Raw genomic sequence first — 25,086 nt, forward strand, 5'->3', positions numbered from 1 at the left:
TAACCGTTCTCTACCGATATGGTTAATCGCCGGTAACCAATCCGGCGATTTGGCTCAAGGCTACGGTTAGAGCAGACCCAGGACCAGTTCGGCAGGACGGCACAGCGCCGCACCCTTCGACGTCGAGACGATAGGTCGATTCACCAGGATCGGATCGAGGATCATGGCGGCGATGATGGCCTCGTCGGAGGTGGCCGGATCGGTGAGGCCGAGCTCGACCGCCTTGGTGCCGCGCTCGCGCAGGATCTCGCGGGCCGAGACGCCCATCTTGGCGGTCAGGTCGACCAGCTGATCCTTGGTCCACCCTTGCTTCAGGTACTCGACCACCTTGGGCTCGAAGCCCTTTTCGCGCAGCAGGGCCAGGGTGTTGCGCGAGGTCCCGCAGGCGGGGTTGTGGTAGATGACGATCTCTTCCTGAGCGGTCATGGGGCGATCCTTCCGGCCTGGCGAGCGAAGCAGTCAGGGCAATAGCGCGATCGCGCGGGCGCGCGCCAGACCTGCTACGGTCTTGTGAAAAGCAGCGCTTGTCCTTGACGGACGGCGGGTGCGGCTCGATCTAGGTCCGATCTGGGCCATTCCACTTCGGAGAACTGCAGACAATGAAGAAGCTTCTCGCGGCCGCGAGCATGGCGATGCTGATCGCCACCCCGGCCTTCGCCCAGATGCCCGGCGCACCGGACGCCTCGCGCATCGCCGCGGCGACCTACAAGGTCGATGGCCATCACACCCAGGTGGTCTGGTCGCTGAACCACATGGGCTTCTCGATCCTCTACGGGATGTTCGGCGAGATGATCGGCAGCCTGACCCTGGACCCGGCCAATCCGTCGGCCGCCAAGGTGGTCATCGACATCCCGATGTCCGGCTCGACCACGACCTCGCCGGCCTTCACCAAGCACCTCGCCAGCAAGGACCTGTTCGAAGTCGAGAAGTTCCCGACCGCGAAGTTCGTCTCGACCTCGGTGGTCGTCGACGGCCAGACCGCCAAGATCACCGGCGACCTGACCCTGAAGGGCGTGACCAAGCCGGTCGTGCTGGACGCCAAGCTGACCGGCGCCGGGACCAATCCGATGAGCAAGGCGGCGACCGTCGGCTTCGAAGCCACCGCCAAGATCAAGCGCAGCGAATTCGGCCTGGGCTACGCCCTGCCGGTGGTCGGCGACGACGTCGATCTGAAGATCACCGCCGCCTTCGAGAAATAAGGCGCTACCAGGTGAACCTTCGGGCGCCGCCGACGACGGTCGCGCCCGAGGTTCCGAAGGCCATCAGGTCGGCGGGGCGAGCGGGCAAGGGCTTCGCTTCCGCCGGCCATTGGTCGAACGTCGCTGAATAGCCGACCTCGATCGCTCCCGGGCTGGGGGCGCGGAAGGTCAGGGTGAGCCCGTCAGTCTGGGCCTCCCACCCGATCCGGACGGAGCCGCCCGCGGGCGGCTTGATCGGATGGCCGTTGATGGCCGCTCCCTCCAGTTTGGCGGTGGTGTCGAGGCGTAGCGCCAGCGTGCGCGCGCCCGGCGCGGCCACATGCAGCCGGTAGCCGCCGTCCGGCTGGCGCGTGAACTCGACGCCGCCCGGCGGGATCGCGACCGGGTCGGCCTTGGCCGCCCAGACCGCGCTGCGGCGCAGGCCTGGCAGCTTCGTCTTCTCCACCGTCCCGCCATCGACGCGGAGGACGCCGCGCGTCCAGTCGGGCAGGCCTGGCGCGTCGCTGAACCGATGGGCGCGGCCGTTCTCTCGGTCGAGGTGGTAGGCGATGTGGGTGACCTGCGGGTGGCGTTCGGTCCATGGCGGATCCAGGCGGACCACGCCGACGGCGACGACGCCCAGCAGCATGACCGCCAGCGCGGCCATGCGGGCGCCCTTCTGGTCCTCGGCCGGCTGGGCCAGGGGCCAGAGCGTCCAGGCGGCGAGCCAGGTGATCACGGCCAGCAGTTCGGGCTGGTCCAGGCCCTGGAAGATCCCGTGCCCGAACGCCAGCAGCCAGGAGAGGCCCAGGATCCCGGCGATGGTCAGCACGGCCAGGACCGGCAGATTGCGTTTCGCGCCCAGGCCGGTGAGGGCGGCCGACAGGGTCGCCAGGGCCAGCGGCCAGGCGGCGAGGAAGGCGGTCGTCGGCGCGGCGACTTGCAGGGCGATGGCGATCAGCAGGCCGCTGGCCAGCACCCCGGCCCAGGCCCCGGCGACGCCAGTCGGGCGACCGAAGCAGAGCAGGGCGAGGACGGCGGCGACGACACCCAGCACTAGGCCCGCGACATCGACGTGTCCGAACGCCGAGCATGCGGCGCCGACGATGAGGGCGAGCACGGCTGCGGCCATGCGGGTGCGGCCGCGTCCGGCGGCGGCGGCGGCCAGCAGCAGCGCGCCGACGCCGAGAAGGGCGAGAGCGACCTCCCAGCGGCCGGCCTGGGCCAGCAGGACGTGCTGCTCCAGGAAGCCGAACTCGGCCCCCGTGGCGAAGCGTGCAAGGCGGAACACCGCGGCGGCGAAGGTCAGGACGAAGAGCCCGGCGCCCATGCCCTTAAGCGTGTCCAGCAGGCTCAGGGCCTGGGCGCGGCGGGCGCGCAGCATGGCCAGGGTCAGCAGCAGCGCCGAAGCCGCCACCGCGATCCAGCCGAAGGCGGCCGGGTAGGCGAGGAGGTGACCGCCGAAGGTGTTGGCGTAGACGAGGTTAGGCCCCTTGGCCGGAAGCGTGGCGGCGTAGGCGGCGGCGTCCGTGGCGGCCAGGACCTGCTCGCCGATATGCTGCAGGGAGCCCTTGTCCAGGTTAGCCGACGTCGAGGTGGCGGCGTGGTAGTCGAACTGGCTGCCGATGAAGGCGAAGTTCAGCCCAGGCACGCCCTTGGCCTTGGACACCGAGAAGTCGGTGTCGTTGGGCATGTGCTCGTAAAGGAAGACTGTCAGCGACGAGGCGAGCGGCGCAGGCGCGCTCTTGCGGAAGAGCTCGATCGTGCCGGCGTTGTCGGCGCCGGTCTGGAACATCTGGGCGCGGCCGCCGCCGCCGCGCGCTTCCATGTTGAGCAGGAAGCTGACGCGGGGCGCCAGCGGATGCTGGTCGAAGAAAGCCTGGGCACCGAGCAGGCCGCTCTCTTCGCCATCGGTGATCAGCAGGATGACGTCCCGGGCCGGCTGGCCCTTGGCCTTGAGCGCGCGGGCGATCTCGAGGGCGGCGGCGGTTCCGGCCGCATCGTCGGCGGCGCCTGGCGACCCGGGGACGCTGTCGTAGTGCGCCATTACGGCCACGGCGGGGAGGGTGCGATCGAGGCCGGGCAGCACGCCGATGACGTTCTCGACCGTTCCGCCGGCGATCCATTGGCCGTCCTGGCGCAGGACCTGGGTGCGCTGGACCTGCGGCTGCAGGCCTAGCGCCGACATCCGGGCGACGAGATGGTCGCGCACGGCGGCGTTGGCCGCGCTGCCGATCGGGTGGGGGACCTTGGCGATGATCTCGACGTCGGCCATCGCACGGGCCGCGGAGAAGGCGTTGGCGGGCGCGTTGGTCGCCGCGGGGGGCGGGGTGCGCTCCTGCGCCCAGGCGATCAGGAACGCGACCGCCAGGCACACGATCAGTGCGATAGATCTTCCCAACGCCGCCTCCCCGCGAACTGTTGCGTGCGAGCCTAGCCTGGAACCGGCGCAAAACGAAAACGCCCGCCGGATGGAGCGGCGGGCGTTCTGTCGTCTAGTGGAGCGTGGGGCCCGGTCAGGCCGCCACGGCGCTCTCATGCGGGTCGCGCAGCACGTAGCCGCGGCCCCAGACGGTTTCGATGTGGTGCTTGCCGTCGGCGGCCGCGGCCAGCTTCTTGCGCAGCTTGCAGATGAAGACGTCGATGATCTTCAGTTCCGGCTCGTCCATCCCGCCGTAGAGGTGGTTCAGGAACATTTCCTTGGTGAGCGTGGTGCCCTTGCGGAGCGAGAGCAGCTCCAGCATCTGGTATTCCTTGCCGGTCAGGTGGACGCGGCTGTTGTTCACTTCGACGGTCTTGGCGTCGAGGTTCACCGTGATGTCGCCGGTCTTGATGACCGATTGGGCGTGGCCCTTGGAGCGACGGACCACCGCGTGGATGCGGGCGACCAGTTCGTCCTTGTGGAACGGCTTGGTCATGTAGTCGTCGCCGCCGGCGCCGAAGGTCTTAACCTTCGTGTCGATCTCGGCCGTGCCGGACAGGATCATGATCGGCGTGTTGATCTTCGCCACCCGCAGGGTGCGCAGAACGTCCATGCCGCTCATGTCGGGCAGATTCAGGTCGAGCAGGATAAGATCGTAGTCGTAGATCTTGCCCAGATCGACGCCCTCTTCCCCGAGGTCCGTCGTATAGACGTTGAACCCCTCGGACTTGAGCATCAGCTCGATGCTTTGCGCCGTGGCGCTGTCGTCTTCAATCAACAGAACGCGCATCAGTTCCTCCTCGAACGGTAGCGCTAAAACTTACGATTTCGGGCAATCCGCCCCGATCCTCGCTGTTAACTTGCCAGCGAGTTAATTTATGACCGGTTAATGGTGAAGCACCTTCGGCAGAATCGTTAACTCGGTTCGGGAATCGCCGACAAGCGCCGGCCTCCGGAGGCGAGTCTCACGGCCGTTGAATCTTTCGTGATTGGACTTGCGGGGCGAACGCCGGATGCGCGGCGGCCGCCATCTTAACCGCGAGGGGCGAACGGAACGGTCACGGCGCCGGCTCGTTTGGACCTGGAACCCCGAGGCGTCCCTAAAGTCCAAGGAATATCATGGCCGTAAAACTGAAGCCGCTCGCCGAACAGGTCATCGTCATCACTGGAGCATCGTCGGGCATCGGCCTGGCGACCGCGCGCAAGGCCGCGAAGGCCGGCGCGGCGGTGGTGCTGGCGTCCCGCAACGGAGACGCCCTGCGGGCCATCTGTGAAGACATCAACGCCCAGGGCGGACGCGCGCATGCGGTGGTCGCCGACGTCGGCGAACCTGAGGACGTGGAAAAGATCGCCCGGGCGGCGGTGGCGCGGTTCGAGCGCTTCGACACCTGGATCAACGACGCCGGCGTCGGCCTTTATGGCGAGCTCACCGAGACCTCGCAGGCCGATCACGAGCGGCTCTTCCGCACGAACTACTTCGGCGTGGTCAACGGATCGCTGGAGGCGGTGAAGCACTTCCGGACGAACGGACGGCCGGGCGCGGTGATCAATGTCGGTTCGGCCCTGTCGGATGTTGCGGCGCCGCTGATGGGCGCCTACTCGGCCTCCAAGCACGCCGTGAAAGGCTTCACCGATGCCTTGCGGCTGGAAGTCCTGCGCGACAAGGCGCCGGTCTCGGTCACGCTGATCAAGCCGTCGAGCGTTTCGACCCCGTTCGCCGACCACGCCCGAAATTTGATGGACGAGGCCGCCTCCGTCCCGCCGCCGCGCTATGCGCCGGACGTGGTCGCCGACGCCATCCTGCATGCTGCGGTCCATCCGGTGCGCGACATCGCGGTCGGCTCGGGCGCCCGTCCGATGGCCGTCGGCTCGGCCGCTGCGCCGATCCTGGTCGACAAGGTGCTGGCGTGGGCGATGCCCCCGATGAGCCGCCGGCGCGGCGACAAGCCGTCTCGTGACAGCCTGCATCAGCCCGGCATCGACGGCCTGACCGAGAGCGAGCACCTGAAGGGCCGCCGCTTCAGCGTCTACACCGAGGCCCAGAAGCGGCCGGGCCTCACCATCGGCCTGGGCGCCCTGGCCGTGGTCGGGATCGCAGCTTTCCTGGGCCGTGAGACCTTGTCGCGCAATGCCCGGCCTATGCTCGCCAAGGCCGCTCGCCCGATCCTGCTGAGGGCCGCGATGCGGCGTCCCGCGGCCGCCGCCAAGCTGGTCGCGCGTCATCCGGGCAGGGCGGCGCGATTGGCCGCCGCGCTTCGCTGACGACCGCCCGAATCTTCATCGGGGGTTAACGGCGCCGGGCGGATTCTGCCGGCGGTCGAATCTGACCGCTGGGGTCTCTATTGCGTAGCCTTGTCGCTGCTGTGGAGCGGATTGATCCGCTCACCGTCTCCGGTCGCGTCGCGGCTGTGAACGGCCTCCTGATCGAGGCTCGCGGCGGGTTGACGCGCCTGGCGGTCGGCGCGCGCGCCGAGATCGAGCGCCGGGCCGACAAACCGCTGGCCGCTGAAGTGGTCGGCTTCCGCGAGACCCGCGCGCTGCTGATGCCGTTCGGCCCGGTCGAGGGCGTGGCGCCGGGCGCGGAGATCCGCATCGAACCTCAGGGCTCCGCCGTGCGGCCGACGACGGCCTGGCTGGGCCGGATCATCGACGCCTTCGGCGAGCCTATCGACGGCCTCGGGCCGCTGCCGCAGGGCATGGCGGCATACCCGCTGCGCGCCGCGCCGCCGGCCGCCCATGCGCGCGGCCGGGTGGGCGAGCGCCTGGACCTGGGCGTGCGCTCGATGAACGTCTTCACCACCTGCTGCCGCGGACAGCGCCTGGGCGTGTTCGCCGGCTCCGGCGTCGGCAAGTCCGTGCTGCTGTCGATGCTGGCCAAGCAGTCCGACTGCGACGCGGTGGTCGTCGGCCTGATCGGCGAGCGGGGCCGCGAGGTCCGCGAGTTCATCGAGGAGACCCTGGGCGAAGAGGGGCTGAAGCGCGCCATCGTCGTGGTCGCCACCTCCGATGAGCCGGCGCTGAAGCGCCGGCAGGCCGCCTACATGACCCTGGCCATCGCCGAGTTCCTGCGCGACCAGGACCTTGAAGTCCTCTGCATGATGGACAGCGTCACCCGCTTCGCCATGGCCCAGCGCGAGATCGGGCTGGCCGCCGGCGAACCGCCGACCACCAAGGGCTATACGCCGACCGTCTTCACCGAACTGCCCAAGCTGCTCGAGCGGGCGGGACCCGGGCCGATCCGGCCCGACGGCACGACGGCGGGACCGATCACCGGCATCTTCACGGTGCTGGTCGATGGCGACGACCACAACGAACCGATCGCCGACGCCGTGCGCGGCATCCTTGACGGGCACATCGTCATGGAGCGCAGCATCGCCGAGCGCGGACGTTTCCCGGCGATCAACGTGCTGAAGTCGATCAGCCGGACCATGCCCGGCTGCCATCTGCCGCACGAGCGCGAGATCGTGAAGGCTGCGCGGCAGTCGCTGTCGGCCTATGCGAACATGGAAGAACTCATCCGCATTGGCGCCTATCGCGCCGGGGCGGACCCGCAGGTCGACCGGGCCATCGCCCTCAATCCCGCGCTCGAGGCGTTCCTCGGCCAGGACAAGGACGAGGCCACGAGCCTGGACGACAGTTTCAACATCCTCGCCCACATCCTGAACGGTGAAGCCGCATGAGCTGGGCGCAGTCCCTGATCAAACTCTCGACCTATGAGGTCGAGATCCTGCAGAAGCGGCTTGGCGAGATCGCCGACCGTCGGATGCAGATGGAAATGAAGCTGGCGTTCCTGGAGGCCGAAGGCGAGGCCGAGGCGGCCCGGGCGCGGCAGGACGCCGAAGCCGGCTGGTATCAGGTCGGGTTCTGGGAAGGCCTTCGCACCCGCAAGGCGATGGTGCAGGTCGACATCGACCGCATCGCCGTCGAGGAGGCCGGCGCCCGCGACGCCCTGGCCTTGGCCTTCGAAGAGCAGAAGAAGTACGAGCAGGTGGCCGAAGGCATCCGCCTGGCCCAGGTCAAGGAAGCTGCGCGGCTGGAAACGGCGGCGCTCGACGAACTCGGCCTGCGGCGAGCGGCCGGCGGCCGGTGACGCCGGACGTCTCGCGCCGTGCCATGATCGGCTCGGCGCTGGCGCTGGCCGCGTGCGGCCAGAAGCCTGAGGCGCGGGCCGCGACCCTGGAGCTGCCGGCGCTGAAGTCCGTGGCTCCGTTCCCGGTCGGAACCTGTGTTCAGGCGCTTCAGCTCGACGACCCCAATCTCGCGCCGCTGATCGCGAGCCAGGTCTCCCAACTCACCGCCGAGTGGGAGATGAAGATGGAGTACATCGTCCGCGACGACGGCTCTCTGCGCTTCGAGGCGCCCGACAAGATCGCCGCCTTCGCCCGCGCCCATGGCATGCGGTTCTTCGGCCATACCCTGGTCTGGTACGCGCAGGAGCCGGAGGCCTTCAAGCAGTTGGACACCGGTCGGATCGCGTTCGACGCGGCCTATCGCAACTACATCACGGCGGTGGTCGGACGCTATCGCGGCCAGGCGACGGGCTGGGACGTGGTCAACGAGGCGGTGGCCGAGGATGGCGAGGGCTGGCGCAACTGCCTGTGGTCAGAGCGCCTGGGGCCGCTGGAGCACATGGTGTTGGCCTTTCAGTATGCGCGTGAGGCCGATCCCGACGCGGTGCTGTTCCTCAACGACTACAACCTAGAGAACATCCCGAAGAAGCGGACGACCTTCCTCAAGCTGGCCGAGGCCCTGCTGAAGGCGGGCGCGCCGCTGGGCGGCGTAGGCACCCAGACCCATGTCGCCGCCGATCTGGCGCCCGGCGCGCTGGCCGATGCGATCAAGGATCTCGCCAGCCTCGGTCTGCCGGTGCATCTCTCGGAGCTGGATGTCTCGTTGAGCCGCGCCGGGGGACTGTTGCGGGACAAGGCCAAGCTGGAAGCCGGACAGGCGCGGGTCTACGCCGAGGCGGCCGAGGCGTTCTCCAGCCTGCCGGCTCAGCAGCGCTTCGCCTTCACGCACTGGGGGCTTCGCGACGCCGACTCCTGGCTCAAACGCGAGGATGCACGCGATCGGCCGCTGCTGTTCGACGACGAAGGCCGACCCAAGGCGGCGGCCGTCGCCTGGATCAACGGACTGCGCTAGTTCAGCGGGCCGGGCGCGGGCTGACGCGGCGCGGCGCGCGGAGTCTGCTCGGCGGCGTCGGCCGCCTGGCGCAGGGCGTGAAGGTCGTCGCTCAGGCGGAAGAGGGCGACATAGAGTTCGCAGAACGAGCGCCAAAGCAGGATCAAGCCGCCGACGACAAGCAGGCCGGCCACGAGCACCGGGATCGCCAGAATCACGCCGATCCAGCTTTCCTCGCGCAGGGCCACGCCGACTGCGGCGCCGACCGTACCGAACGCGATCAGCGCGATGACCCCCAGGCCCGCCCAATAGATGAGATGAATCACCTGGTTGGTCATCAGGCGCTCGAAGGTCAGCAGATCCCAGAAGATCGAGCTGCCCGGGCCGCGCCGGGTCGGGGAAGCAGGTCGCCGCATTCGATTTCCAACGCTTCGCGGCCCAATCGACCGCGCCAGGGGCAAATCGCTATCAGCCGGGGCGCGCGCCTGCAACGCCCGTCGAGCCGCATGCCCTGGCTGGGGCGGTCTGGTGAGCTGGATTTGATCGCCGCCTGGACCATTCGGCGCGGCTCGGATGACGACATTCGCCGAATGCGTGTTAGCCTTTGGTCATGGGCACGACGACACAAGCCGCCGATTGGAGACTTGAGCCGATCTCGGGAGCCGACCGCGACGTGGTCGAGGTCATCGGCCTGCCGCCTGAGCAGGAAGCGTTCGCCGGCAGTCTGGACGAGGTCTTCGGACGATTGAACGAGAGCGACGCCGTGGGCCTGGAGCAGGGTTTTGCGGTGGTCGAGCCCGGCGGCGAGGTCGTTGGGTTCTTCGTTCTGCGCGAGGGATTGCGCCGGCCTCCATGGGCACCACCGGGCACGGTGAGCCTGCATAATTTCCGAGTTCGGCCGGGCTTTCAGGGCAAGGGCGTCGGACGGCGCTGCATCAGCCTGCTCGAGGACTGGTTCGTGCGCGAGCGACCGGTGCAGCCGCAGCTGATGCTGGCGGTCAACGCCCGCAATGTCGCCGCCATCGAGGCCTATCGGAAGATCGGTTTCATGGACACCGGCGGCCGTCACGAAGAGGGCTTTGGGCCGCAGCTGATCTTCGCCAAGCCGCTGGGCTGAGCCCTAGATCTGACCGACCGTCTTGAGACGCGCCTTCGGATGGATCTCGTTCTGGCTGAGGACCGGGGTCTGGCCGCGGAAGCGTTCGATGATCGAGCGGACGTAGGGCCGGACTTGCGGGCTGGTCAGCAGCACGGCGCTGTCGCCGGCCAGGGCGGCGCGCTCGAAGCTGTCGCGGACGGCGCGGATGAAGTCCTGCAGGCGCGACGGAGCCAGGGCCAGCTGCTTTTCCTCGCCTGAGCCGATCAGCGCATCGGCGAAGGCGTTCTCCCACTCGCCCGACATGGTGATGATCGGCAGGGCGCCGTCGTCGCCGCGATAGGCGAAGGAGAGCTGGCGGGCCAGGCGGCCGCGGACCTGTTCGACCAGCAGGGTGATCGAGGAGGTGTGCGGCGCGGCTTCGCCGATGCCTTCCAGGATGGCGGGCAGGTCGCGGATCGAGACACGCTCGCGCAGCAGAGCCTGCAGCACGCGCTGGATGGTGGTCGCCGAGACGACGCTGGGGACCAGGTCGTCGACCAGCTTCTTCTGCTCGGTCGGCAGCTCCTTCAGGAGCTTCTGGACCTCGGCGTAGGAGAGCAGGTCGGGCATGTTCTCCTTGAGGATCTCGGTCAGGTGCGTGGTCAGCACGGTGGCCGGATCGACGATGGTGTAGCCGCGGAACGTCGCCTCCTCGCGCAGGGAGTCGTCGATCCAGGTGGCGGGCAGGCCGAAGGCCGGTTCGCGCATGTGTTCGCCGGGCAGGTCGACCTGCCCGCCGGAGGGATCCATGGCCATCAGCGAGCCGAGCCGGACCTCGCCGCCGCCGCCTTCCATCTCCTTGATGCGGATCATGTAGCCCTGCGAGGGCAGGCGCATGTTGTCGAGGATGCGCACGGCCGGCATCACGAAGCCGAAGTCCTGGGCCAGGGTGCGGCGCAGGGCCTTGATCTGGTCGGTCAGGCGGCGGCCTTCGAGGTCGTTGATCAGCGGCAGAAGGCCGTAGCCCAGCTCGATCTTGATCTCGTCGATGGCCAGGGCCTGGCTGATCGGCTCTTCCTGGTCCTGGGCGGCGGACGTGGCGGCGGGAACGATCTCGACCGGGGGCGGCGCTGCGGCCTGCTGGGCGCGGCGCCAGGACAGGAAGCCCGCGCCCGCGGCGAGGGCGGCGAACGGGATGATCGGCATGCCCGGGATCAGGGCGAGCACGCCGGCCGAGGCCGAGACCATGCCCAGGCTGATCGGGTTCATGGCCAACTGGGCGACCAGCGCCTTGTCGGCCGAGCCGTCGACGCCGGCCTTCGACACCAGGAAGCCGGCGGCGATGGAGATGATCAGGGCGGGGATCTGGCTGACCAGGCCATCGCCGATGGTCATGATCGTGTAGGACGACGCGGCCTGGCCGATCGGAACCTTGTGCTGGACGACGCCGATCAGGATGCCGCCGATGATGTTGATGGCGACGATGATCAGGCCGGCGACGGCGTCGCCGCGCACGAACTTGCTGGCGCCGTCCATGGCCCCGAAGAAGGTCGATTCCTGCTCCAGCTCCTTGCGGCGGACCTTGGCCTCGTTCTCCTCGATGAGGCCGGCGGACAGGTCGGCGTCGATCGCCATCTGCTTGCCGGGCATCGAGTCCAGCGTGAAGCGGGCGGCGACTTCGGCGATCCGGCCCGAACCCTTGGTGATGACGACGAAGTTCACGATCACCAGGATGATGAAGACGATCACCCCGATGACGAAGTTGCCGCCCATCATCAGCTTGCCGAAGCCCTCGATGATCTTGCCGGCCCCGTGAGCGCCTTCGTGGCCGTGACCGAGGATCAGGCGCGTCGAGGCGATGTTCAGCCCCAGGCGGAACAGGGTGGTGACCAGCAGAACGGTCGGGAAGGCGGTGAATTCCAACGGCTTCTTGATCAGAAGCGAGGTCATCAGGATCAGCACCGACGAGGTGATCGAGATGGCCAGCAGCAGATCCAGCACGAACGGCGGGATCGGCAGGATCAGCAGGATGACGATGCCGATGACGCCGAGCGCCAGGGCGACCTCGCCCTTCAACAGCCAGCCCAGCATTTCGCGGGGCGAGGGGCGGGCCGAGGAGGAAAGCGAAGCGTCGGTCATGGGTTACTCGTTCAGGCCGCGCTGGCGCCCATCTGCGGGGCGGGCACCGGGACGCCGGCCTCGGTGTATTCCTTCAGCTTGTTGCGCAGGGTGCGGATCGAGATGCCGAGGATGTTGGCGGCATGCGTCCGGTTGCCCAGGCAGTGCGACAGGGTGTCGATGATCAGCCGCTGCTCCATGTCGGCCACGGTCTGGCCGACGAAGGTGCGGGTCACGGCCTCGGCGGCGTCGGCCGCGGTCTGGGCGGCGCGGGCGGCGGGATCGGGGGCGGCTAGCGGCTGGCCGTCGGGCAGGCGGATGGCGCCTTCCTCGATCTCCGGGCCGGAGGCCAGCAGCACCGCGCGGTGCATGGCGTTCTCGAGCTCGCGGACGTTGCCCGGCCAACGGTGGGCGGCCAGGCGGCGCTTGGCCTCGGCAGAGAGCGGCCGCTCGGGCATGCCGTTGGCCTTGGCGTACTTGCGGATGAAGAACTCGGCCAGCGCGACGACGTCGCCCGGGCGCTCGCGCAGCGGCGGCAGGCGCAGGTTCACGACGTTGAGGCGATAGAGCAGGTCCTCGCGGAACGTGCCGTCCTTCACGGCCTGGGCCAGGTCGCGGTTGGAGGTGGCGAGGATGCGGATGTCGACCTTCACCGGCTTGGCGCCGCCGACCCTGTCGATCTCGCGCTCCTGGATGGCGCGCAGCAGCTTGGCCTGCAGGCGGGCGTCCATCTCGGAGATTTCGTCGAGCAGCAGCGTGCCGCCGTTGGCTTCCTCGAACTTGCCGATGCGGCGGGCGACGGCGCCCGTGAAGGCGCCTTTCTCGTGGCCGAACAGCTCGCTTTCCAGCAGGTTCTCGGGGATCGCGGCGCAGTTGACCGAGATGAAGGGACGGCTGGCGCGGCGCGACTTCTGGTGCACGTAGCGGGCGATGACTTCCTTACCCGAGCCGCTTTCGCCGGTAATCAGGATGGAGGCCTCGGACGGCGCGACCTGGTCGGCCAGGCCGATCACCGACTGCATGCCCGCATCGCGGACGATCATCGGCTTTTCGTCGTCGGAGACGGCGGCCAGGACGGCGGCGATCATCTCGGCGTCCGGCGGCAGCGGGATGAATTCCTTGGCGCCCGCGCGGATCGCGTCGCCGGCCTTCTGGGCGTCGGGATCGACGCCGCAGGCGACCACCGGCACGCGGATGCGCTCGCCTTCGTTGGCTTCGATCAACGCGGCGATGTCGAGGTCGTAGTCAACCAGCAGCAGGTCCGCGCCCTGTCCGGCGCGTAGGGCGTGGGTGGCCGCCTCGATGGTCTCAACGTGGCTGACCTTGGCGCCCGCCGTCATCGCCATCTTCACGGCGTTGGAGAGCTGTCCGTTCAGTTTTCCGACGACCAAAAGCCGCATAGCACTATCTCCTACTGACCCTCAGAGCCTCAGCCCTGCGTGTCGCCGTCCTTGATGATTTCGGTCATGGTCACGCCCAGGCGGTCATCGACGATGACGACCTCTCCGCGGGCGACCAGCCGGTTGTTCACGTAGATGTCGATCGCCTCGCCGACCTTGCGGTCCAGGTCGAGGACGCTGCCCGACTGCAGCTGCAGCAGTTGGGACACCGACATGGTGGCGCGGCCGAGCACGGCCGAGATCGAGACCGGGACGTCGAAGACCGGGGCCAGATCGCTGGCGGTCTTGTCCTCCATGTCCATGCCCATGTCGGCCATGGGCATGTCGGTCGGGCCGAATTCGTCGAGCTTGAGGTCGTTGTCGGACATGGCGGTCAGCTTTCGCTTCCGGGGATAAGGGGTTCGGCGTGCAGCCCTTCGGCGGCGAGCGCCGCTTCCAGGGCCGCAGCCACACGTGCGGCCGCCGCGGCCGGATCGAACGCGGCCGAGCCGTCGCCGAAGTCGAGCGTGAATGCGGACGGTCCGACGCCGGGCGCGGGACGAACCTGGATGGCGCCGCCATAGCCGATCGCCTGGGCGGTCTCCTCGAGCGCCGCCTGCGTTCCCTCGGCCAGATCGGCGCCGACCGACACGACGAGACGCGGGGCGGCTTCGATCTCGCGCGCCAGGCTCTCCAGGGCCGCCTGGATCGGAGCCTGCGGGAACTTGGCGAGGGCGGCGTCGGCGATCGCGCGGGCGCAGGCCAGGGCGAGTTCGGCCGAACCCACGCGGTGTTCGTGCGCGACCCCGGCCAGCTTGGGCAGGGCCTGACCGACGCTGCCGGCGATCTGCGAGAGGGCTTGGGCCTGGAGGGCGGCCATCGAGGCCAGGGCCTGGCGCTCACCCTCGGCGAAGGCCTGGGCGCGGAGCACCTCCACCTCGTCGGCGGGGAACAGGCGCTTGGGCCGCTGGGCGGCGTAGGCGACGTCGCCGGCGTTGTCGAACACCGTGTCGAAACCGAACTTCTGATGGGGCGTGCTGGTCATCAGTAGATCAGCTCATCGTCGCCGCCGGCGCCGGCCAGCATGATCTCGCCCTTGGCGGCCAGGTCCTTGGCGACCTGGACCATGGCCATCTGGGCCTGATCGACGTCGCGCAGACGCACCGGCCCCATGCCTTCCATGTCTTCGCGCATGATCTTGGCGGCGCGCTCGGACATGTTGGAGAAGAACATCTCGCGCAGGCTGTCGGACGCGCCCTTGAGCGCCAGGCCGATCTGGTCCTTCTCGACGTTGCGCAGCAGGGTCTGCACCCCGCCCGGATCGAGCTTGGAGAGGTCCTCGAACACGAACATCAGGGCGCGGATGCGCTCGGCGCTTTCGCGATTGCGCTCTTCCAGGGCGGCGATGAAGCGCGCCTCGGTCTGTCGATCGAAGGCGTTGAAGATGTCCGCCATCATCTCGTGGCTGTCGCGCTTGGAGGTCCGCGCCAGGTTCGACATGAATTCGGTGCGCAGGGTCTGCTCGATCTTGTCGAGGATCTCGCGCTGCACCGGCTCCATGCGCAGCATGCGGGTGACGCATTCCAGGGCGAAGTCTTCCGGCAGCGCGGCGAGCACGCGGGCGGCATGGTCGGACTTCACCTTCGACAGCACGACGGCGACGGTCTGCGGGTACTCGTTCTTCAGATAGTTGGCGAGCACCGCCTCGTTCACGTTGCCCAGCTTGTCCCACATGGTCCGGCCGGCGGGACCGCGGATCTCCTCCATGAGGGAGTCGACCTTGTCGGGCGGCAGGAAGGCCTGCAGCAGGCGCTGGGTCTGTTCGAACGAACCCATGATCGCGCCGGCGCCGGACATGCCGGAGATGAAGTCGACCAGCAGCTGCTCGACGGCGCTGGACGAGACGGTGCCGAGGCCGGCCATCGCCTGGGAGATCTCCTTGATCTCCTCTTCGTCCAGGTGCTCCCAGATCGTCTTGTGCTCTTCGCCGAGCGCGAGCAGCACCACGGCCGCGCGTTCGGGCCCGCTCAGCTTGGTCGCGTCGTTGATGGTCTTCAGGCGCCCGCTCATGTGGTTTCATGCAGCCAGGTGCGCAGCAGCGAGACCGACTCCTCCGGATGGGTCTCGACGAACTCGGACACGCGCTTGACGGAGGAGGCCTTCACCTGGCCCTCGATGCGGGCGATGTCGATGCGCTGGTCCAGCTCGTTGCCGGGGCCGGGCAAGGCCAGGGGCTGGCCGGTGGCCGGGTCGACCTGGATCTGCATCGGCTGGCCGTCGGCGGTGGTCACCAGCCGGGTCACGGAAGGCCCGCCGGCGGTGGTCAGCGCGGGCAGGCCGCCCGACGACGGCTTCAGCAGCGGGCGGACCACGAAGAAGATCAGCAGCACCGCGACGAGGCCGAGGATGCCCAGCTCGACGGCGCGCATGATGTCGTTCTTGTCGAAGCCCATCAGCGGGTTGGCGGTCTCGACGCCGCCTTCGGCGTCGGCGGTCGGGAAGCGGACGTTGACGACGGTCACCTGGTCGCCCCGGTCGGCGTTGAAGCCGACGGCGGTGCGGACCAGCTGTTCGATGCGCTGCATCTCCTCGGCGGTGCGGGGGGTGTAGGCGCCCGGCTTGCCTTCGGCGCCCGGCGCGGTCGCGCCATCGACGGCGACGGCGACCGAGAGGCGCTTCATCTCGCCGGGTTCCTGGACCTCGGTGCGGACGGTCTTGGAGATTTCGTAGTTGGTGGTCGATTCCGTGCGGCCGCTGGCGGACTGGTTCATCGCCTCGCCGTTGGCGCCGACTCCGCCGGGGATGTTGGCGCTGGCCGACACCGCGCCGTTGGCGTCGGGCTGGCTTTCCTGCGCGTTTTCCTCGTTGGTCGTCTCGGAGCGGACCACCTGACCGTCAGGGTCGAAAGTCTCCTGCTGGACGGTGACGCGGGCGAGGTTGAGGTCGGCGGTGACGTTGACGCGCGCCTTGCCGGGGCCGACGACGCCCTCGACCAGCTTGGTGACGGTCTTGGCGATGCGCTGTTCGACTTCGCTGCGGCGGCCGTCGGCGGCCTGGGTGCCGAAACCGTCTTCGCCGGCCGACAGCGTCTTGGCGTGCTGGTCGACGACGGTGACGCGGCCGGGCTTCAGGTTCGGAACGGCGCTGGAGACCAGGTTCTGGATGGCCTGGACCTGGTCGGAGGAGGGCGCGCGGCCGCCGACCCCGATGGTCACGCCGGCGGAGGGCTGTTCGGCTTCTTCCTCGAACAGCTGGCGCTTGGGCAGTACCAGGTGAACGCGGGCCGAGGTGACGCCGTCCAGGCTCTGGATCGTGCGCGCCAGCTCGCCTTCCAGGGCGCGCTGGCGGTTGAGCTGCTGGACGAAGTCGGTCTGGCCGAGCGCGCTGGCCTCGTCGAAGATCTCGTAACCGACCGAGCCGGAGGTGGGCAGGCCCTTGCTGGACAGCAGCAGGCGGGTCGAGGCGACCTTGTCGCGCGGCACCATGATGGTCGAGCCGTCGCCCTTGACCTCGTATTTCACCCCGGCCTGGTCGAGGGCCGTGGTGATGGAGCCGGCTTCCTTCAGGTCGAGGTTCGAATAGAGCAGGGCCTTGGGCTCGCCCAGGTTCATCGTGAGCGCGATCAGCGCGGCGGCGACGCCGACCCCGATCCCCAGGATGGCCGCCAGTCGTCCTATTCCGAACCTCTGCAGGGCGGCGACGAAGTTGTTCAACGCGGGCGTCCTTCCCGGGGTACGCGGGACGGACGCTCACTCGCCCGCCGCTAGGCAGGATTTACCCAGTGCTTGGTAAACGACGCGTTTACATTTGGGGCGTTAACGCCTCAATTCGTGGAAGAATCTTGTTCTCTATGGTTGAGAAAAATCAACCACTCCAAGGGGTAAGCGCGCCCCAGAGGCCAAGCATCACTGTGAAGGCGCCATAGAGCAGGGCGGTAAACGTAAACGCCGCCTTGCGCAGCGCCGTCCACGAATCAACCCGCCGACCGCCGCGCCAGATCGCCGGCATCAGGATCAGCCCGCCCAGAGTGAGGGCTGCGGCGACCAGCACGCAGGCCGAGGCGATGGTCAGCGCTGCGCCCGGCCATCCGTACATGACGTTGGCGATGTCGGCCGCGCGGGCGGCCCAGACGCCGAACAGGGCCAGGGCGGTCAGCCAAAGCACCGCCTGGGTGGTCTGCAGAAGGCTGGCCTGACGCTGGATGCCGGTTTCGCGGAAGTCGCGGCGATTGCGCAGGAACAGCCCGCCGATGGTCGCCAGGGCGGCCAGGCCGACGAGACCCGCGCCCATGGCGAGCACGCCCGGCCGCTTCCAGAAGCCGGTGCGCTCGAAGGTCTGGTCGCCGAAGGTGGACTGGAAGCTGTGGGCGCGGCCGCCGTCGATGGCGAAGGCGAGGTGGTCGGAGCCGGTGGTGGAGATGAACCGGCCCTCGGACAGGTCGCCCTGCGGGACGTAGGTGCGGGTCTTGCCGTTGCTGGCGACGACCAGGTAGCCGTCGGGCGTGACGCTGACGGACGCCCCGCCGATCAACAGCCCGACCATGCCCTCCAGCCCGCGATAGGCGCGGCGCGTGCCGACGTAGTAGCCGGAGAAGTCGCGGCCGCGTTCGGCCAACGCCCGCGAGCCCTTGCGCGGGAAGGTCTCGGGCGCGACGTAGAACTGCTGCACGACGTCGCCCGCCAGGCCCATGGCGAGGTCGCCGCCGGTCTCGGTGTTGGTGCTGATGAAGACGCCGAGGTTGAGGTCGGGGACGACCACCATGTTCGACAGGAACGACAGCGTGCCGCCGGCATGGCCAAAGCCCGTGCGACCGCCCGGCAGCGCGTACTCGACGAAGCCGTGGCGCCAGCCGTTGACGCCCTGCGACGTCTTGCGGATCGGGGTGCGGAAGGCCTGGGCGGCGACGGGGCCGTAGATCACCGCGCCGTCCAGCGTGCCGCCGTTCAGCAGCAGTTGCATGTAGCGGGCCATGTCGGCGGCGGTCGAGGACGCCGAACCGGCCGGCGCGATCTGGCTGATGAACTCGAACGGACGGGCGACGAAGCCCGACGGCGTCCAACGGTAGCCTTCCGAGATGTTGTCGCCGAGGCGCTGCGGGATCGGCCCCGGAATACCGGTCCTGGGCGGATGCGGTTCGCGGAAGCTGGTGCTGTTCATGCCGGCCGGGAGGAAGATGGTCTCCTCGATCAGTCGCTCGAACGGCTTGCCGGCCACGTACGAAACCGCCTGTCCGGCGAGGGCCGCGCCGTAGTTGGAATAGGCCGAGGCCGAGCCGGGCGCGCGCACGCGGCGTGGACGCTCCTGGCGCAGATAGTCGGCCATCGGCCGGACTCGGTCGAAGTTGCGCTCGAAGAGGTGGCCGAGGGCTCGGTCCTCGAAGCCCGGCGAGTGGTCCATCAGATTGATCACGCGCACGGGCGTGCGGAAGCCCTGGTCGCGCACCTGCAGGCGCTCGGGGAGATAGAGGTTGATCGGCGCGTCCTGGCGGATGCGGCCGGCCTCGATCTCCTTCATCAGGGCGATCCAGGTGAAGGTCTTGGAGATGGACCCGACGCGGAACAGGGTCTGGTCGGCGTCGACCTTCCGGGCCGGCGAGAGGCCGGCGAGGCCATAGCCCTTCTTGAGCACGACCTGGCCGTTCTGGACGACCGAGACCGTGACGCCGGCGATGTGGTCGCGGGCCATGGCGCCGCGGACGACGCCGTCGACATAGGCTTCCAGCTCAGCCGGCGGGATGATCTCGCCGGGCGTCAGCCGCGCGCCGGAGGGGGCAAGGGGCAGGGCCGGCGCCGAGGTCAGGGGGGCGCTGGGCGAGGCCGTCGTCACGGTCGTGGCGGCGGCGGCTCCAGCGACAGGCGCGGCCGCGGCGGCTGCAGGGCGAGCGGCCGGGCGCGGCCGCTGTTGGCGCTGCAGGGCGGTGTAGGGAATCGGGCCGCGCGGATTGACAGCCGGCGCCGCCGCCGCCGGCGTCGGCGCGGCCGCTGGGGGCGGCGTCTGGGCGGCGTCCTGGGCTGTCGCCGCGGTGGCCGCGCAGGCGAAAGCAGCGGCGAAGACGGCCTTGAAGATCAAACGCATGGACGATTACCCGCTGGCCCCTGTTGCCCCACGAGTCCTCTTGTAGGGCGCCGCGCGCGCGGGGCGCTAGAGAGGTTGCGGCCTGCGACGATCAGGCCGTGGATCACTGTTCAGTCACCGCCCGGCGGGCCGGTCGGAAAGGTGTAGAGCGGCAGCATCGGGCGCAGCTCGCCGCCGATCCAGATCTGGGGTTCGGAGGGCGGCTTCATGCCCTCGGCCACCTCGCGCACGGCCACGCAGGTCTTCACCGCGCTGGCGAGGGCGGCGAAGTCGCGGGCCGCGGGGCTCGACTTCAGAACGCAGTCGTCGAAGAACGGATAGACGTTGTCCTCGCCGCATCCGAACGAGGTGCGGTCGGGGCGCGCGGCGGTCAGGATCATCCGGTTCGGATGGGCCAGCGGGCGCACGAAGATCCCGGAAAAGCAGGCTGACATGATCACGACTGTCGGCCGGTTTTGACAGGTGGCGTCCAGGATCCTGCCGAGCAGGCCCGGCGTCAGGATCTGTCGGTCGACGACCACCCCCTGGGGCGCGCCGTGCGAGGTCAAATAGAGCAGGCAGCCGGACTTGGTCTTGGTCGAGAGCTCGTTGAGCGAGCGGTAGATCGCCAGGGTGTCCGACTTGAGCGGCTTGTCCTTGTAGCGGTCGGGCCGGACCGAGAACTGCACGATGTTCTCGCCGGCGAAGCCGAGCCGCTGCAACTCCTTGGAGACGTCGCGGCGGGCGTTGTCGAAGGCTTCGGTCGGGCCGCCGTTGCTGCCGTGGAAGTCGCCGGCGATGACCACCGCCGCCCAGTCGCTGAACGGGCCCGCCTGAGCTGACGCAACGGAAGGCAGGGCCGCGGCAAAGGCCCAAATGAAAAACGCGCCGACGATGCCAGCGCGTTTCAACATCTCAGCTCTTGTAGCGCTGGAAGGGCGTTGGCACCGCCGTTCCCGTCGCTTTCGCCAGGAGCCGGCCATCGGAGTCGTAGAGCTCGCCCTCCGTGAAGGCGATGGTGCGGCCCCACTTGGCCACCTTGCCGATCCCCTTGAGCTTTCCGGGCATGGCGGGCCGGAAGAAGGTGGTCTTCATCTCGGCGGTCGGCGCGACGTGGGTCATGCCCGAGGCGACCATGCAGGCCACCGACATGCATTCGTCGAGCATGGCGCAGAGATAGCCGCCCTGGATCTGCTTCATCGGGTTCAGCAGCAGTTCGGGCTTGGCCTCGAACTCGACCTCGACCGACTTGTCGGCCTGGCTGACCGCGACGATCCGGAAGCCGAGGGTCTGGGAGCCGGTGGGCTGGTTCTTCGAGCGCTGGAAGCGCGCCAGGATGGCTTCGTCCGTCAGGACTTCGGGCTCGGCGGCGACGTCGGTCATCTGGGCGCGGTCACTTCTTCCGGAAGGTGTCGAGCGAGACGACGTTGGGCGCGTTGGGATCGGCCGGTTCGGTCGGCTCGGGCGGCGGTTCGGCCGTCGGCAGGGTGGCGGCGACCGCTGGAGCTTCGAACTGCAGCAGGAACTGGACGCTGGGATCGTAGAAGCGCGTCACCGCCGCATAGGGCACCGACATGCGCTTGGGCTGGCCGCCGAATTTCAGGGTGACCGAGAAGAAGGTCTCGCCCGGCGCCAGGTCCCAGTATTGGTGCTGCAGGACGATGGTCATCTCGTCCGGGTATTTCGACAGCAGATCGTTAGGGCCCGAGACGCCCGGCGCCTCGGTCTTGAACGTGATGTAGAAGTGGTGCGCGCCCGGCAGGCCTTCCGGCGCCGCAGCTCGCTTCAACGCGGCCTTCACCACGCCGCGCAGAGCCTCTTGGGCCATGGCTTCGTAGTGCATTTGATCTGGGGCCGGCGGGTCTTGGGCCATCGAAACTCCGAGGGTACTGAAACAGGTGCGGAGGGTAGCGTTTCGGCGTCGGCGCGCAAGGCGGCTCTCGCCGCAGGCGGCGTTGAATCGCAGGATAGGCGAGGTGAAGGTGGAGGGGTTCTGTTGCAAGGCCCCCTCCGGGCCCCGCCTAGCGCTGCTAAGACGCTAGGAGTTTAGGTCGAAATCTATCGAACCGCTTACGCGGCCAGACGGACTTCTTCAGCGAAGTTATCGTTCGCATTTAGTTTAAAGCCCGAAACGGTGGGCCAAGCCGAGAGAAAGCAACACCTTTAGACGTCTGTCGATGCTGATCGGCCCCATGCTTTCCGGCGATAACGACCGGGGAAGATTGGTGGAGCCGCCGGGAATCGCACCCGGGTCCAGTCCGCTTATTATGTGCGCGTTTATCTCCATAGTCGGGGCAAGCCCCGACGCGCTCAATATAGGGCGCGCGCGCCGGCTTTTGAAGAACTTCCGACGACGGAATGGTGGATGAGCGTTTTAGCCAGCGGCCGGGCAGGCCTCAGGAGCGCCTGACGGCGCGGGCCGTCAGCGGACGACCAGCACCGGGACGGAGCTGCGCGAAAGCACTTCGGACGTCTGGCTGCCGAGGATCAGGCGACCGAGGCCGCGGCGGCCGTGCGAGGCCATGACGATCACGTCGCAGCCCTGCGACTTGGCGTTCTCGATGATCGCCTCGGCCGGCTGCGAGTTCGGCACGTGCAGCGTGGTCGCCACGACGCCGAGGCCCTCGGCCTGGGTCTTCGCGGCGGCGAGGACGCGGTCGGCGTATTCCTTCTGGATTTCGTCGTAGTTGCCCATTTCGGTCGGGATCCAGCCGCCGGCGGCGCTGGCGTAGACCGGGAACGACTCGGTGACGGTGATCACGGTCGCCTTCGCGCCCAGCGCCTTGGCGAGAGCCAGACCTTGATCGACGCCCTTCTTGGCGACTTCGGAACCATCAGTGGAGATGAGGACGTGCTTGTACATGTTGTCTCCATTCGTCGAGCCAGGGCGCCGTCAGGTACGACGCCGCAAAGTATTCACATCTGAACGCCGCAATTCCAATTCCGCTAAACTACATAGGTTGCGCGGAGCGGCGCCATAACAGCAGCCTGGGCCTCAACTCTAAGTGACTATTCCGCCGTTCGCAGAGTGGCGCTATCTCAAGCTTCAACCTTGGGTTAGCCTCGATGCAAACGGGAGGCTCTAATGCAGAAGTTCGTCGCTGAATTCATCGGTACGCTTACGCTTGTGCTCTTCGGATGCGGTGCGGCGGTGCTCGGGGGAGAGCACGTCGGCCAATTGGGCATCGCGCTCGCCTTCGGCTTCGCCATCGTCGCCATGGCCTACGGGATCGGCTCGATCTCCGGCTGCCACGTCAACCCGGCGGTCAGCCTGGCGGTCTTCGTCGCCGGGCGCATGAGCGCCCGCGAGCTCATTCTCTACTGGATCGCACAGTTCCTCGGCGCGTTGGTCGGCGCGGGCATACTGGCGGCCATCGCCGGCACGGCCGGCGGACTGGGGCAGAACGGCTGGGGCCCGGGCTACAACGGCGAGTTCAGCCTGCAGGCGGCGCTGATCTTCGAAGTCGTGATGACCGCCCTGTTCGTGATCGTCATCCTTGGCTCGACCTCGACGGCGGCTCCGGCCGGGTTCGCAGGCCTGGCTATCGGCATCACGCTCGCCGTCATCCACATCGTCGGCATCCAGGTGACTGGGGTTTCGGTCAATCCGGCGCGCAGCTTCGGCCCGGCGGTGCTGGTCGGGGGTCAGGCGCTGTCGCAGCTGTGGCTGTTCTTCGTCGCCCCGGCGATCGGCGCGATGATCGGCGGCGTGCTCTACCGCGTCAACGTTCTGCGCTAGGCGCCGGCGGGGCCTCCTCCTGCTCCTGCGGGGGAGGCTCCTGGAAGCTGGGCGGGTGGGCGCGCGAGGTGGGCGCGACCTTCAGCCGCCCGCCCGCCGCGACCAGATCGCGGTAGGCCGACCGCGCGGCCGAGTAATCGGCCCCGCCCGGATAGATCACGTCGATGCGCGGCTCGTGGCCCAGCGCCAGGCCCAGCACAGTCTCCAGCACGTCGGCCGCCTGGCCGATCTCGGCCGTGTCGCAGGCGCGGCGAACCGAGCGTGTCTGGCCAGGCACGGCGAGGGTGAGATCGTATGAGGTGCCGTCGACGCACAGGGAGTCGGCCGCGCCGGCGCCGTCGTCCACGCGAACCTCGCGCGGGGCCTCCCACAGGGGATCCTTGGCCAGGGCGGTCAGCCGCGCCGCGGCGCCCTCCGGCGCCTCGGCGTCGAACCCCACCCGCCGGGCGATGCCGGGCTCGCAGCAGCCGAGCCCGGCGCGGGCCTGGATGAAGGCCTTGCCGTCGCGGCGGACGGTGGCGCGCATCAGGGTCTGGCGCACCGACGTGGCCGGACGCACGGCGACCTCGATGATCACCTCGCCCGGGCGCAGCACCTGGCTTTGCAGGGGCGGCAGACCCCACAGGCGATAGAGCAGGGGATCGTAGCCGTTTGAGACCTGCGGCAGGGGCGCGTTGCGGCCAGGCCGGCGGCCGCCGAGCGGATCGGCGGCCTCGTCCGGCGTGGGACGCTTGTCGTCCCACCAGGACTTCGGATCGGGATCAGGCCAGGGCCAGTCGAGGACGTACGGCGCCGGCGGGGGCTGCGGCGGCGTCTGGGCGGCGGCCGGCGCGGAGAGGAAGGCGAGGCAGAATATGGTCGCAGCGATGCGGACCATCTGATCCCCTCTTCCTACATGGCGTCGGCGCCCCTGGTGATGGAAAGCACGCCGGTCCGCGAGAGTTCCACCAGCCCCAGCGGCCGCATCAGTTCGACGAACTTGTCGATCTTGGTCGAGGCGCCGGTCAGCTCGAAGATGAAGCTGTCGATGGTGGTGTCGAGCACCTTGGCCCGGAAGATGTCGGCGATGCGAAGGGCCTCGACGCGGTCGGGACCGGTTCCCTTGACCTTGACCAGGGCCAGTTCGCGCTCCAGGCCGTTCGGGTCGCGCGTGACGTCCTGGACGTGGCGGGTGGCGACCATCTTCTCGAGCTGGGCTTCGATCTGCTCCAGCACGTGCGGCGCGCCACGGGTGACGATGGTCACGCGGCTGGTGTGGGCCCGGCGGTCGGTCTCGGCCACGGTCAGGCTCTCGATGTTGTAGCCCCGGGCTGCGAACAGCCCGACCAGCCGGTGGAGCACGCCGGGCTCGTTCTCGACCAGGATGGCGAAGGTGGCCAGGTTCTCGGCCTCCTCGGCGTGGCTGAGATCGTAGACGGAGGCGGGCTGGGCGTCGGACATGCGTGGCTCTCTAAACGTCGGTCGCTGACGAGGTGTCACAAGCAGGCGCAAGGGGCAAGCCGCGACTGCCCGGCGCATTGGAACAAATCATAAACAATTCACTTGCGGAGAACGGCGTTTGGTGGACCGAATGCCGCGCCGGGCCCTGCGCCCGGGCTGTCCCGAAACCCCCTGGAGCTGACAGTCATGAGCACGCAAGACATCGCCAACGACCTGGTCGCCCTCTGCAAGGCCGGCAAGTTCGACGAGGCGGGAGAGAAGTACTGGGCCGACGACGTGCTGAGCGTCGAGGCCATGCCCGGCGACATGGCCGAAATGCGCGGCAAGGACGCCCTGCGCGGCAAGGGCGAATGGTGGAGCAACGCCCACGAGGTGCATTCCTCGGAGGTCGAGGGACCCTATGTGAACGGCGACCAGTTCGTGGTGCGGTTCAAGATGGACCTGACCCAGAAGGAGACTGGCGACCGGATCCAGATGGACGAGGTCGGCGTCTATACGGTCAAGAACGGCAAGATCGCCGAGGAACGGTTCTTCTACGGCTGAGGCGGGCGGCGCCG

25 protein-coding genes and 1 other RNA gene are annotated in these 25,086 nt (G+C 68.5%); 8 read left to right on the top strand and 18 right to left on the bottom strand.

Annotation, left to right across the window (positions count from 1 at the left end):
- Positions 1-66: 66 nt before the first annotated feature.
- On the bottom strand, positions 67-426 hold the full coding sequence (gene arsC, locus ASC79_RS16815) for an arsenate reductase (glutaredoxin) (RefSeq protein WP_056021855.1): 360 nt from the start codon (positions 424-426) through the stop codon (positions 67-69).
- A 173-nt stretch (positions 427-599) separates the two neighbouring features.
- Here arsC and ASC79_RS16820 point away from each other — a divergent pair, with 173 nt between their 5' ends.
- On the top strand, positions 600-1,199 hold the full coding sequence (locus ASC79_RS16820; RefSeq protein WP_056021852.1) for a YceI family protein: 600 nt from the start codon (positions 600-602) through the stop codon (positions 1,197-1,199).
- Positions 1,200-1,203: 4 nt separating this feature from the next.
- Here ASC79_RS16820 and ASC79_RS16825 read toward each other — a convergent pair whose 3' ends face one another.
- Both ASC79_RS16825 and ctrA read right to left on the bottom strand, forming a co-directional pair.
- Entirely contained in the window at positions 1,204-3,579 is a 2,376-nt protein-coding gene (locus ASC79_RS16825; protein ID WP_156378374.1) for a M20/M25/M40 family metallo-hydrolase, read from the bottom strand.
- Positions 3,580-3,694: 115 nt separating this feature from the next.
- A complete protein-coding gene (ctrA, locus tag ASC79_RS16830; protein ID WP_056021847.1) occupies positions 3,695-4,390 on the bottom strand; it encodes a response regulator transcription factor CtrA in 696 nt (231 codons plus the stop codon).
- 329 nt (positions 4,391-4,719) lie between these two features.
- Here ctrA and ASC79_RS16835 point away from each other — a divergent pair, with 329 nt between their 5' ends.
- The 4 genes from ASC79_RS16835 to ASC79_RS16850 all read left to right on the top strand — a co-directional run bounded on the left by ASC79_RS16835 (position 4,720) and on the right by ASC79_RS16850 (position 8,742).
- Entirely contained in the window at positions 4,720-5,862 is a 1,143-nt protein-coding gene (locus tag ASC79_RS16835; protein ID WP_082532181.1) for an SDR family oxidoreductase, read from the top strand.
- Positions 5,863-5,942: 80 nt separating this feature from the next.
- Positions 5,943-7,280 (top strand): flagellar protein export ATPase FliI, encoded by a 1,338-nt coding sequence (fliI, locus tag ASC79_RS16840; RefSeq protein WP_056021844.1) that lies wholly within the window; start codon positions 5,943-5,945, stop codon positions 7,278-7,280.
- Positions 7,277-7,690, top strand: a complete 414-nt coding sequence (locus ASC79_RS16845; RefSeq protein ID WP_056021841.1) for a hypothetical protein — start codon at positions 7,277-7,279, stop codon at positions 7,688-7,690. Before fliI ends, ASC79_RS16845 begins: the two co-directional genes overlap by 4 nt.
- Positions 7,691-7,713: 23 nt before the next feature.
- Positions 7,714-8,742, top strand: a complete 1,029-nt coding sequence (locus ASC79_RS16850) for an endo-1,4-beta-xylanase (RefSeq protein WP_056021838.1) — start codon at positions 7,714-7,716, stop codon at positions 8,740-8,742.
- On the opposite strand, the gene ASC79_RS16855 is transcribed toward ASC79_RS16850, so the two are convergent.
- Complete coding sequence (locus ASC79_RS16855; RefSeq protein WP_056021835.1) at positions 8,739-9,137, bottom strand: DUF4282 domain-containing protein; 399 nt, start codon at positions 9,135-9,137, stop codon at positions 8,739-8,741. The genes ASC79_RS16850 and ASC79_RS16855 overlap by 4 nt on opposite strands.
- A gap of 194 nt (positions 9,138-9,331) precedes the next feature.
- On the opposite strand from ASC79_RS16855, the gene ASC79_RS16860 reads away from it, so the two are divergent.
- Positions 9,332-9,838: an N-acetyltransferase gene (locus ASC79_RS16860; protein WP_082532182.1), complete on the top strand. Its 507-nt coding sequence runs from the start codon at positions 9,332-9,334 to the stop codon at positions 9,836-9,838.
- A gap of 3 nt (positions 9,839-9,841) precedes the next feature.
- On the opposite strand, the gene flhA is transcribed toward ASC79_RS16860, so the two are convergent.
- From flhA to ASC79_RS16915, 12 genes are all read right to left on the bottom strand, one after another.
- On the bottom strand, positions 9,842-11,938 hold the full coding sequence (flhA, locus tag ASC79_RS16865; protein ID WP_056021829.1) for a flagellar biosynthesis protein FlhA: 2,097 nt from the start codon (positions 11,936-11,938) through the stop codon (positions 9,842-9,844).
- An 11-nt stretch (positions 11,939-11,949) separates the two neighbouring features.
- Positions 11,950-13,317, bottom strand: coding sequence for a sigma-54-dependent Fis family transcriptional regulator (locus ASC79_RS16870; RefSeq protein WP_056021826.1), 1,368 nt, complete (start codon positions 13,315-13,317; stop codon positions 11,950-11,952).
- A gap of 29 nt (positions 13,318-13,346) precedes the next feature.
- Positions 13,347-13,685, bottom strand: coding sequence for a flagellar motor switch protein FliN (gene fliN, locus ASC79_RS16875; RefSeq protein WP_056021824.1), 339 nt, complete (start codon positions 13,683-13,685; stop codon positions 13,347-13,349).
- 5 nt (positions 13,686-13,690) lie between these two features.
- Complete coding sequence (locus ASC79_RS16880; RefSeq protein WP_056021821.1) at positions 13,691-14,341, bottom strand: flagellar assembly protein FliH; 651 nt, start codon at positions 14,339-14,341, stop codon at positions 13,691-13,693.
- Positions 14,341-15,366, bottom strand: a complete 1,026-nt coding sequence (gene fliG, locus ASC79_RS16885; RefSeq protein WP_056021818.1) for a flagellar motor switch protein FliG — start codon at positions 15,364-15,366, stop codon at positions 14,341-14,343. Before fliG ends, ASC79_RS16880 begins: the two co-directional genes overlap by 1 nt.
- Positions 15,363-17,009 carry a flagellar basal-body MS-ring/collar protein FliF gene (fliF, locus tag ASC79_RS16890; protein ID WP_056021815.1) on the bottom strand — a complete coding sequence of 549 codons (1,647 nt, stop codon included), beginning with the start codon at positions 17,007-17,009 and terminating at the stop codon, positions 15,363-15,365. Before fliF ends, fliG begins: the two co-directional genes overlap by 4 nt.
- Positions 17,010-17,160: 151 nt before the next feature.
- Positions 17,161-19,371 carry a serine hydrolase gene (locus ASC79_RS16895; RefSeq protein WP_056021812.1) on the bottom strand — a complete coding sequence of 737 codons (2,211 nt, stop codon included), beginning with the start codon at positions 19,369-19,371 and terminating at the stop codon, positions 17,161-17,163.
- 110 nt (positions 19,372-19,481) lie between these two features.
- Positions 19,482-20,264: a C13 family peptidase gene (locus tag ASC79_RS16900; RefSeq protein ID WP_156378373.1), complete on the bottom strand. Its 783-nt coding sequence runs from the start codon at positions 20,262-20,264 to the stop codon at positions 19,482-19,484.
- 1 nt (position 20,265) lies between these two features.
- Positions 20,266-20,733: a PaaI family thioesterase gene (locus ASC79_RS16905; protein WP_056021809.1), complete on the bottom strand. Its 468-nt coding sequence runs from the start codon at positions 20,731-20,733 to the stop codon at positions 20,266-20,268.
- 10 nt (positions 20,734-20,743) lie between these two features.
- The gene (locus ASC79_RS16910) at positions 20,744-21,223 is read right to left on the bottom strand and encodes an SspB family protein (RefSeq protein WP_056021806.1); all 480 of its coding nucleotides are present in this window, start codon (positions 21,221-21,223) and stop codon (positions 20,744-20,746) included.
- A gap of 108 nt (positions 21,224-21,331) precedes the next feature.
- Positions 21,332-21,695: a transfer-messenger RNA gene (gene ssrA, locus ASC79_RS20840) on the bottom strand.
- Positions 21,696-21,772: 77 nt separating this feature from the next.
- Positions 21,773-22,213 (bottom strand): universal stress protein, encoded by a 441-nt coding sequence (locus ASC79_RS16915; RefSeq protein ID WP_056021803.1) that lies wholly within the window; start codon positions 22,211-22,213, stop codon positions 21,773-21,775.
- Positions 22,214-22,435: 222 nt separating this feature from the next.
- On the opposite strand from ASC79_RS16915, the gene ASC79_RS16920 reads away from it, so the two are divergent.
- Positions 22,436-23,089, top strand: coding sequence for an aquaporin (locus ASC79_RS16920; protein ID WP_056021797.1), 654 nt, complete (start codon positions 22,436-22,438; stop codon positions 23,087-23,089).
- Here ASC79_RS16920 and ASC79_RS16925 read toward each other — a convergent pair.
- Together ASC79_RS16925 and ilvN are read right to left on the bottom strand one after the other, a co-directional pair.
- Entirely contained in the window at positions 23,073-23,966 is an 894-nt protein-coding gene (locus tag ASC79_RS16925) for a hypothetical protein (RefSeq protein WP_156378372.1), read from the bottom strand. The genes ASC79_RS16920 and ASC79_RS16925 overlap by 17 nt on opposite strands.
- Positions 23,967-23,980: 14 nt before the next feature.
- Positions 23,981-24,529 carry an acetolactate synthase small subunit gene (ilvN, locus tag ASC79_RS16930; RefSeq protein ID WP_056021794.1) on the bottom strand — a complete coding sequence of 183 codons (549 nt, stop codon included), beginning with the start codon at positions 24,527-24,529 and terminating at the stop codon, positions 23,981-23,983.
- A gap of 186 nt (positions 24,530-24,715) precedes the next feature.
- Here ilvN and ASC79_RS16935 point away from each other — a divergent pair, with 186 nt between their 5' ends.
- The gene (locus ASC79_RS16935; protein ID WP_056021791.1) at positions 24,716-25,072 is read left to right on the top strand and encodes a nuclear transport factor 2 family protein; all 357 of its coding nucleotides are present in this window, start codon (positions 24,716-24,718) and stop codon (positions 25,070-25,072) included.
- Positions 25,073-25,086: the final 14 nt, after the last annotated feature.

This window comes from Phenylobacterium sp. Root1290 (assembly GCF_001425305.1).
GTDB lineage: Bacteria > Pseudomonadota > Alphaproteobacteria > Caulobacterales > Caulobacteraceae > Phenylobacterium.

Bases quoted from the DNA above. Each gene is read 5' to 3' on its own strand.
- arsC (WP_056021855.1), bottom strand. From the start codon at position 426: ATGACCGCTCAGGAAGAGATCGTCATCTACCACAACCCCGCCTGCGGG.
- ASC79_RS16820 (WP_056021852.1), top strand. From the start codon at position 600: ATGAAGAAGCTTCTCGCGGCCGCGAGCATGGCGATGCTGATCGCCACC.
- ctrA (WP_056021847.1), bottom strand. From the start codon at position 4,390: ATGCGCGTTCTGTTGATTGAAGACGACAGCGCCACGGCGCAAAGCATC.
- ASC79_RS16835 (WP_082532181.1), top strand. From the start codon at position 4,720: ATGGCCGTAAAACTGAAGCCGCTCGCCGAACAGGTCATCGTCATCACT.
- ASC79_RS16845 (WP_056021841.1), top strand. From the start codon at position 7,277: ATGAGCTGGGCGCAGTCCCTGATCAAACTCTCGACCTATGAGGTCGAG.
- ASC79_RS16850 (WP_056021838.1), top strand. From the start codon at position 7,714: ATGATCGGCTCGGCGCTGGCGCTGGCCGCGTGCGGCCAGAAGCCTGAG.
- ASC79_RS16855 (WP_056021835.1), bottom strand. From the start codon at position 9,137: ATGCGGCGACCTGCTTCCCCGACCCGGCGCGGCCCGGGCAGCTCGATC.
- ASC79_RS16860 (WP_082532182.1), top strand. From the start codon at position 9,332: ATGGGCACGACGACACAAGCCGCCGATTGGAGACTTGAGCCGATCTCG.
- flhA (WP_056021829.1), bottom strand. From the start codon at position 11,938: ATGACCGACGCTTCGCTTTCCTCCTCGGCCCGCCCCTCGCCCCGCGAA.
- ASC79_RS16870 (WP_056021826.1), bottom strand. From the start codon at position 13,317: ATGCGGCTTTTGGTCGTCGGAAAACTGAACGGACAGCTCTCCAACGCC.
- fliN (WP_056021824.1), bottom strand. From the start codon at position 13,685: ATGTCCGACAACGACCTCAAGCTCGACGAATTCGGCCCGACCGACATG.
- ASC79_RS16880 (WP_056021821.1), bottom strand. From the start codon at position 14,341: ATGACCAGCACGCCCCATCAGAAGTTCGGTTTCGACACGGTGTTCGAC.
- fliG (WP_056021818.1), bottom strand. From the start codon at position 15,366: ATGAGCGGGCGCCTGAAGACCATCAACGACGCGACCAAGCTGAGCGGG.
- ASC79_RS16895 (WP_056021812.1), bottom strand. From the start codon at position 19,371: ATGCGTTTGATCTTCAAGGCCGTCTTCGCCGCTGCTTTCGCCTGCGCG.
- ASC79_RS16900 (WP_156378373.1), bottom strand. From the start codon at position 20,264: ATGTTGAAACGCGCTGGCATCGTCGGCGCGTTTTTCATTTGGGCCTTT.
- ASC79_RS16905 (WP_056021809.1), bottom strand. From the start codon at position 20,733: ATGACCGACGTCGCCGCCGAGCCCGAAGTCCTGACGGACGAAGCCATC.
- ASC79_RS16910 (WP_056021806.1), bottom strand. From the start codon at position 21,223: ATGGCCCAAGACCCGCCGGCCCCAGATCAAATGCACTACGAAGCCATG.
- ASC79_RS16915 (WP_056021803.1), bottom strand. From the start codon at position 22,213: ATGTACAAGCACGTCCTCATCTCCACTGATGGTTCCGAAGTCGCCAAG.
- ASC79_RS16920 (WP_056021797.1), top strand. From the start codon at position 22,436: ATGCAGAAGTTCGTCGCTGAATTCATCGGTACGCTTACGCTTGTGCTC.
- ASC79_RS16925 (WP_156378372.1), bottom strand. From the start codon at position 23,966: ATGGTCCGCATCGCTGCGACCATATTCTGCCTCGCCTTCCTCTCCGCG.
- ilvN (WP_056021794.1), bottom strand. From the start codon at position 24,529: ATGTCCGACGCCCAGCCCGCCTCCGTCTACGATCTCAGCCACGCCGAG.
- ASC79_RS16935 (WP_056021791.1), top strand. From the start codon at position 24,716: ATGAGCACGCAAGACATCGCCAACGACCTGGTCGCCCTCTGCAAGGCC.